The organism is Mycobacterium sp. IS-1590, assembly GCF_001500025.1.
Lineage (GTDB): Bacteria > Actinomycetota > Actinomycetes > Mycobacteriales > Mycobacteriaceae > Mycobacterium.
On record NZ_LQIW01000011.1, the window covers coordinates 80,827 to 88,583 of the forward strand.

The window sequence follows — 7,757 nt, forward strand, 5'->3', positions numbered from 1 at the left end:
CGGTCACGGAGGCGGTAGCGGCGCGCCGGGCGCCGGGGGTGCTCCAACGGGTGCGGGCGGTGGCGCTCCGAAGGGCGCCGGTGTCGGCGCGGGAACGCCGGGAGCGGGCACGGGGCCGCCGGGTGCGGTGCCACCGGGCGGTGGAGCGACCGGGACCGTCGTCGGCGGGCCCCACGGAATCGTGATGCCGGGCGCCACTTCGATCGTCGGCTGGATGACGGTCTGCGACGGCGGTGCGACCTCCGAGGGCGGAGCCGTCGTCGACGGTGGCGGCGGCGCCTGCGGGACACCGGCGTAGCCGCCGATCTCCTCGGGCTTGGGGAACGTCTCGTTGTCGGTGTCCTCCAGCGCGCCGTCCATCGTCGCCTTCCAGATGTCGGACGGCAGACCGGACCCGTAGATCGGTGAGCCCCACTGATTCTCGAGCGGCTTGGTGCCCTCGGTGGTGCCGACCCACACCGCGGTGGACAGCGACGGCGTGTAGCCGACCATCCAGGCGTCGCGGTTGCTGTCGGTGTCGCCGAGCTGGTTGGTACCCGTCTTGGCCGCCGACGGCCGACCACCGGCCAGCGCATGACCGTTGGAGTAGGCCGCGATCGGCTGCATCGCCGAGGTCACGTTGTCGGCGACCTTCTTCTCGATCCGCTGCTCACCCGAGTTGTCCTGCTGCGACGCGTCGAACAGCACCTCCCCCTCGGAGTTGACGACCTTCTGCACGAAGTGCGGTTTGTGGTACACCCCGGAGGCCGCCAGCGTCGCGTACGCCGACGCCATGTCGATCACCCGGGACTGGTACTGGCCCAACACGATTCCGTTGTTCGGCGGACCGCCCTGCCCATCCTCGGACAGCGTGTGCTCGACACCGGGGAAGCTCTCGGCGATACCGGCCTGGTGCGCGGCGTCGGCGACGTCCTGCGGACCGTTCTTGAGCTTGAGCATCAGCCGGTAGTAGCTGGTGTTCAGTGAACGCTTCAGCGCCTCGGCGATGTTGCAGGTGCCGCAACCGCCGCCCTCGACGTTCGTGATCTTGATGCCGTTGACTTCCAGCGGCGAACTGTCGACCTGGGTGCCCAGACCCATGCCCTGTTGCAGCGCCGCCACCAACGCGAACACCTTGAACGACGACCCCGTCGGCAGGCCGGCCTGGGCGAAGTCGAAACCGTTGGCGTCGGTGCCGCCGTAGTAGGCCTTCACCCCGCCGGTGCGCGGGTCGATCGACACGATCGCGGTGCGCATGTCCGGGTCCTGGCCGTCCAGGTACTCCGAGGCGGCCTCCTCCGCGGCCTGCTGCGCCTTCGGGTCGATGGTCGTGGTGATCTGCAGGCCTTCGGTGTTCAGCGTCTGCTCGTTGATGTCGAACAGTTCGAGCAGTTCCTTCTGCACCTGCCGTTCGATCAGGCCATTGGGCCCCGTGGTCTGGTTCTGCGAGCGCGCCAGGTCGGGCGGGACCGTCGCGGGGAACACCTGCGCCGCACGCTCCTCGGGTGACAGCGCGCCGATCTCGACCATCCCGTCGAGCACCCAGTTCCAGCGGGCGGTGGCGCCCTCGAGATTGACCGCGGGGTCGAGCGCCGACGGTCGCTGGATCAGCGCGGCCAGCAGCGCGCCCTCGGCGACGTTGAGTTCCTCGACCGGCTTGTTGAAGTACGCCTTCGACGCCGCTGCGATGCCATAGGACCCTCGACCGAAGTAGATGATGTTCAGATACGACTGCATCACTTGGTCTTTGGACCATTCACCGGACATCTTCGTCGAGATGACCAGCTCCTTGGCTTTTCGGATCAGGCCCCCGACCCCGGAACGCTCGGAACCGACCAGCGCGTTCTTGACGTACTGCTGGGTGATCGTCGAGCCGCCCTGCAGGTCACCGCCGAACAGGTTGTTCTTGATGGCCCGCGCGAAACCGGTGAACGAGAAGCCCGGATTCGAGTAGAAGTCACGGTCCTCGGCGGCCATCACCGCGTTGCGCGCCTGAACCGGGATCTGGTCGATGTTGACGTCGACCCGGTTACCTTCGGGTGGAACGATTTTCGCGAGCTCGCTGCCGTCGCTGGCCAGGATCGTCGACACCTGGTTGGTCCGGATGTCCCCGGGCTTGGGGACATCGACGATCATGTAGGCCATCCCGAACGTGATGAGTGGCAGCACGATGAACACCGCCGCGGCGATGAGCGCGCCGCGCCGCACCCACGTCCAGTTGATCTGGCTGGGCAGCCCGCGACGCGGACCCGACGGGCCGCTCGGAGGGCCGCCCCCGCCGGGCCGTCGGGGTGGTGGCGGTGGTGGCGTCGGAGGTTTGCGCGTCGGAGTGCCGTCCAGCGCCGCCTTGACGACGTCGACGGGATCGCGCAGGTGCGGCGGTCGGGCCTCGCGCACGGGCGGCAGCACTGAGGTGTGCCGGTCGTCGGGAGGCATCGGCCGCGTCCGGGAATCTGCCGGCGGCCGGGGTCGAGGCGCGTCGGGTGCCGGTGGGCGGTGTTGCGGTGCGTCGGGTGCCGGGCGGTGTCGACCGGCGTCGTCGGCGTCGGACCTCGGCGCGCTCACGCCATCAGCCCCGTGTCCTGAACGGACATCGTTGACTGACCGGTCGTGGCGCCCTTCGCTATTCACTGGCCGTGCGCGCCCGTGAGCGCGCGGTTCGAGTGCCGGGCGATCCCTTGGGTGGCGGGATCGCGCCGAGCACGTACGACTTGACCAGGTGATTCCAGCTGCAGGTGCGGCATACCTCCACCACGTGTACGGAGAACTCGTCGTATCGGGACGCCAGCAAGACCAACTCCTCGGCCGTTCGTGCGGAACCCGATACCGGGCCAAGATGGTCACCGAATACCCACGACACCAGGGTGAGCTGTTCTTTCCGACAAATCGGACACGTCACCGAACTGGGCTTGCCGTGGAATTTGGCGGCGCGCAGCAGATAGGGATTGGCATCGCAGACCTCCGAGACGCCGGTGCGTCCCGAATAGACCTCGGCCAGCAGGGACCGTCGCCGAAGTGCGTAGTCCACCACCTGTCGCTGCAATCGCACGAGGACCAGAGTACGTCGGCGACCGGACTACCGGAGCGTGACGGCACGGTCACGCCCCTCTCTAAGGTGTTTGATCTGGACCGACGGCAACCGCAATCGGCCGCGTGCGCGAATTAGGAGACTGGATGCTGGACGGCCGCGACTTCGTCCTCGACGGTGGACCCGCCGGTGAAGGCTCGAGCCGATTCACCCGCGTCCTTCCCGAACAGTGGTGTTTCGACGGACGGGCCTTCGGCGGCTACACCTCCGCGTTGGCGCTGGCCGCGATGTTCGCGCACAGCGGTCGGCCGGCGGCCGCCTCGCTGTCGGTGACCTTCGTCGACGCCGGGGCGCCCGGACCGATGCAGATCGACGTCCGCAGCATCCGCGGCGGACGCACCGCCGCGGCCGTCGAGGCGACCATCCGCCAGCGGGAACGCACCATCCTCATCGCCAGCAGCTGGTTCGCCGACGGCTGGCTCGGCCCGCCGTCGGTTGATGCGCCCGTCCCCTTCGAGCGCTATGTCGTCCCGCTGCCCGAGCCGGATTCGGCGCCCGCGCTCGACTGGATCGGCGAGGAGTACCCGTCGCTGCGGTTCGCTCATCGTCGCGGCCTGGACTATCCGGACAGCCTCACCCGCTTCGCGGATCGTCGGCCGGAGGTGGCGCTGTGGGTGAGCGCCCAGAGCGGCGATCCCGTCATCGACCCGCTGTCCCATCCCCAGATCGCCGACGTCCTGCACGCCGACGCCCACCTGTTCGATGCGCCGGGCAAGGTGAGCGGATTCGTCGACGCCTGGCTGCTGAGTCTGGACCTCAGCGTGGTGTGGCAGCCCGGGGCGCACCTGGTGCCGTCCACGTCGTGGCGGCTGCTCGAGGCGCGGGGCTCGGTCGCCAGCGGAGGTGTCTCGGCCTACGGCTCGCTGCGCGGCTCCGACGGATCCCTGCTGGCCGTGATGACTTCGCAGGGGCTCATCCGCTGAGTGTTCGCCGGTCTTTACTTCTACGATCATCGGCGTGGCAACCCGGCAAACCTCGGCAACGCGGGCCAAAGACAGCGACCGCAACGACACGTGCCAGATCCTCGACAGCGCCTTGGCCGAGGGCCAGCTGTCGATGACCGAGCACGGCGAACGGGTCAAGGCGGCGACCACCGCGACCACACTGGGTGAGCTGCAGGCGCTGGTGTCCGACCTACAGACCAACAACGCCCCGGTTCAACTGCCGACGTTGCGCAAGCCGCGAGCGCTGCCGATGGCCGGCACCGGCTGGGGTCTGCGGCTCGCGGTGGCCGGGGTGTTGGTGGTGCTCGGCATCGCCATCGGTTGGGGCCTCTACGGCAACACGCCCTCGCCGCTGAACTTCACGTCCGACCCGGGCGCCAAGTCCGACGGCATCACCCCGGTGGTGCTCACCCCGCCCAAGCAGTTGCACTCGCTCGGCGGGCTGACCGGGCTCCTCGAGCAGATGAAGCAGCGGTTCGGCGACACCAACGGCTACCGGCTCATCGTCTACCCGGACTACGCGTCGCTGACCCGGCCGGATCCCAACGAGGAGCGCCGCGAACTGAACTACACCTACCGCGGCGGCTGGGACGATCCCTCGTCGAGCTCGAAGAGCAGCAACGCCGTCGAGGTGGACCTGAGCAAGTTCGACGCCAAGGCGGTCGTCGGCGTTCTGCGCGGTGCGCCCGAGACGCTCGGTATGAAGCCCGCCGACGTGAAGAGCACGTACCTGAGCATTGATCCGGGCACCGACCCGACCACCCCAGGCGCGCTGTCGATCGACGTCTACGTGTCCAGCGACTACGGCAGCGGGTACATCGAGCTGGCCGGTGACGGCACGGTCAAGCAGATCAACTACCCCAACTGAGGCCCGAGCGTTCGGATGACGGTAACCCAACGTTCGCGCCGAATATATCGGCGCGATACTATGGTCCGAGGTGTCGAACCGCCGTAACGGCGAGCTGCGATTTTGAAGGGGGTGCCCGCGGTGCTGGAACTGGCCATCCTGGGACTCCTGCAGGAATCGCCCATGCACGGTTACGAACTTCGCAAGAGATTGACGGGGTTGCTCGGCGCCTTCCGCGCGTTTTCGTACGGATCGCTGTACCCCGCCTTGCGGCGCATGCAGACCGACGGCCTGATCGTCGAGGATGCGGCGCCGGACGGCACTCCGAAAATGCGCCGGGCGCGGCGGGTCTACCAGCTCACCGAGAAGGGCAAGCAGCGCTTCTCCGAACTGGTGGCCGACACGGGCCCACAGAACTTCTCCGACGACGGATTCGGTGTCCATCTCGCCTTCTTCAACCGCACCCCGGCCGAGGCCCGGATGCGGATCTTGGAGGGGCGTCGTCGTCAGGTGGAGGAACGCCGCGAGGGTCTGCGTGAAGCCGTTGCGCGGGCCAGCAGCTCGATCGACCGCTACACCCGGCAGCTCCATCAGCTCGGGCTGGAGTCGAGCGAGCGTGAGGTGAAGTGGCTCAACGAATTGATAGCGGCGGAGCGTTTGAGCCAGGGGCGCTCAGACAACACCGTGCAGCCCTAGGCAGAACCGAACCAGCTACGACAGGGATTACGAAGGGAAGAGTCGTCATGTCATCCAACGGAGAGGTGCGGGTCGCGATTGTCGGCGTGGGCAACTGCGCGTCGTCGCTCGTACAGGGCGTGCAGTACTACCACGATGCCGACGAGACGGCCACCGTGCCCGGCCTGATGCATGTGCGCCTCGGCCCCTACCACGTGCGCGACGTCAAGTTCGTCGCCGCCTTCGACGTGGACGCCAAGAAGGTCGGCTTCGACCTGTCCGAGGCGATCTTCGCGTCGGAGAACAACACCATCAAGATCGCCGACGTGCCGCCATTGAACGTCACGGTGCAGCGCGGCCCGACCCTCGACGGCATCGGCAAGTACTACGCCGACACCATCGAGGTCTCCGACTCCGACCCGGTCGACGTCGTCAAGGCGCTCAAGGACGCCGAGGTCGACGTCCTGGTGTCCTACCTCCCCGTGGGTTCGGACGAGGCCGACAAGTTCTACGCCCAGTGCGCGATCGACGCCGGCGTGGCGTTCGTCAACGCGCTGCCGGTGTTCATCGCCTCGGACCCGGAGTGGGCGAAGAAGTTCACCGACGCCGGCGTGCCGATCGTCGGCGACGACATCAAGAGCCAGATCGGCGCGACGATCACCCACCGCGTGATGGCCAAGCTGTTCGAGGACCGCGGTGTGCAACTGGACCGCACGATGCAGCTCAACGTCGGCGGCAACATGGACTTTTTGAACATGCTCGAGCGTGAGCGGTTGGAGTCGAAGAAGATCTCCAAGACCCAGGCCGTCACGTCCAACCTGCAGCGCGAGTTCAAGACCAAGGACGTGCACATCGGCCCGTCCGACCACGTCGGCTGGCTCGACGACCGCAAGTGGGCCTACGTCCGGCTCGAGGGCCGCGCGTTCGGCGACGTGCCGCTGAACCTGGAGTACAAGCTCGAGGTGTGGGATTCGCCGAACTCGGCGGGTGTGATCATCGACGCGGTCCGCGCGGCGAAGATCGCGCTCGATCGCGGCATCGGCGGTCCCGTCGAGGCGGCCTCGGCCTACCTGATGAAGAGCCCGCCCAAGCAGCTGCCCGACGACGTCGCGCGGGCGCAGCTGGAAACCTTCATCGAGGGCTGACTCTCTCGATCGCCGAAACCGACGTTTTGGTCGATGCGCGCGCGTGCGATCCGCCATTTCGTCGGTCTCGGCCACACGGTTAGATGACTTCGTGACCGATATCTCTGCTGACGACGAACTGGCCACGCTCGACGAGTTCATCTTCCTCACCGAGAACGCGCGGCAGGCCGGTGTCGAGGCGGTGCCGCACGCCGAACGCATCGAGTCCGGGCCGATCAGCTGTCTGAAGTTCGGTGACGCGCCGCCGCGGGTGGTGTTTCTGCACGGCGGCGGACAGAACGCGCACACGTGGGACACGGTGATCGTCGGGCTCGGCGAGCCGGCACTCGCCGTCGACCTGCCCGGACACGGCCGGTCGGCGTGGCGTGAGGACGGTGATTACGGCCCGAAGAACAACGCCGTCGCGATCGAACCCGTCGTTCGCTCGCTGGCTTCGGAGGCCTCGCTGGTGGTCGGCATGTCGTTGGGCGGCCTGACGGCGTTGCGCCTGGCCGTCGCGGCCCCGGAATTGGTGCGCAGGCTGGTTCTCGTCGACGTGACGCCGTCGGCGCCCGAGCGGCACACCCAGATGACCGATGAGCAGAAGGGCACCGTCGCTCTGGTTCAGGGCGACCGCATCTTTCCCTCGTTCGAAGCGATGCTGGAGAAGACGGTCGCTGCGGCGCCGCACCGCGACCGGGAATCGTTGCGGCGCGGGGTGTTTCACAACGCCAAGCGGCTCGACGACGGCACCTGGACGTGGCGCTACGACGAGATGCGCAAGGGTGAGGGCTTCGAGGGGCTGTGGGACGACGTTCCACGGCTGGAGGTGACGACGACGTTGGTGCGCGGCGCGAACTCGTTCTTCGTCAACGACGACGACGCGGCCGAGTTCGCCCGCCGCGCACCGGGATTCAAGGATGTACAGATCGTCGAGGATTCCGGGCACTCGGTGCAGAGCGATCAGCCACGCAAATTGGTCGAGATTCTGCGGGCGGTGCTCGCCGAGTAGGCGGTTTCGCCGCCGCGAGCGACCGCATTTGTCCGCTGATGGGCGGCGTGTCGGTGGGCAGACGCGGTCGCTCGCGGGGGTTGGTTCC

7 protein-coding genes are annotated in these 7,757 nt (G+C 67.7%); 5 read left to right on the forward strand and 2 right to left on the reverse strand.

Going from position 1 to position 7,757, the window contains the following annotated elements; genetic code table 11:
* Window positions 1–3 precede the first annotated feature (3 nt).
* Both AU197_RS09350 and AU197_RS09355 read right to left on the reverse strand, forming a co-directional pair.
* Window positions 4–2,415 (reverse strand): transglycosylase domain-containing protein, encoded by a 2,412-nt coding sequence (locus AU197_RS09350; RefSeq protein ID WP_064402260.1) that lies wholly within the window; start codon window positions 2,413–2,415, stop codon window positions 4–6.
* A 187-nt stretch (window positions 2,416–2,602) separates the two neighbouring features.
* Window positions 2,603–3,028 carry a DUF5318 domain-containing protein gene (locus AU197_RS09355; RefSeq protein WP_064402261.1) on the reverse strand — a complete coding sequence of 142 codons (426 nt, stop codon included), beginning with the start codon at window positions 3,026–3,028 and terminating at the stop codon, window positions 2,603–2,605.
* Window positions 3,029–3,132: 104 nt separating this feature from the next.
* Here AU197_RS09355 and AU197_RS09360 point away from each other — a divergent pair, with 104 nt between their 5' ends.
* The 5 genes from AU197_RS09360 to AU197_RS09380 all read left to right on the forward strand — a co-directional run bounded on the left by AU197_RS09360 (window position 3,133) and on the right by AU197_RS09380 (window position 7,669).
* Window positions 3,133–3,990 (forward strand): thioesterase family protein, encoded by an 858-nt coding sequence (locus AU197_RS09360; protein ID WP_231744877.1) that lies wholly within the window; start codon window positions 3,133–3,135, stop codon window positions 3,988–3,990.
* Window positions 3,991–4,024: 34 nt separating this feature from the next.
* Window positions 4,025–4,879 carry a DUF1707 SHOCT-like domain-containing protein gene (locus AU197_RS09365; protein WP_082696582.1) on the forward strand — a complete coding sequence of 285 codons (855 nt, stop codon included), beginning with the start codon at window positions 4,025–4,027 and terminating at the stop codon, window positions 4,877–4,879.
* A gap of 120 nt (window positions 4,880–4,999) precedes the next feature.
* On the forward strand, window positions 5,000–5,554 hold the full coding sequence (locus AU197_RS09370) for a PadR family transcriptional regulator (protein ID WP_064402278.1): 555 nt from the start codon (window positions 5,000–5,002) through the stop codon (window positions 5,552–5,554).
* Between the two features lie 47 nt (window positions 5,555–5,601).
* Complete coding sequence (locus AU197_RS09375; protein WP_064346107.1) at window positions 5,602–6,678, forward strand: inositol-3-phosphate synthase; 1,077 nt, start codon at window positions 5,602–5,604, stop codon at window positions 6,676–6,678.
* 91 nt (window positions 6,679–6,769) lie between these two features.
* Window positions 6,770–7,669 carry an Rv0045c family esterase gene (locus AU197_RS09380; protein ID WP_064402279.1) on the forward strand — a complete coding sequence of 300 codons (900 nt, stop codon included), beginning with the start codon at window positions 6,770–6,772 and terminating at the stop codon, window positions 7,667–7,669.
* Window positions 7,670–7,757 lie beyond the last annotated feature (88 nt).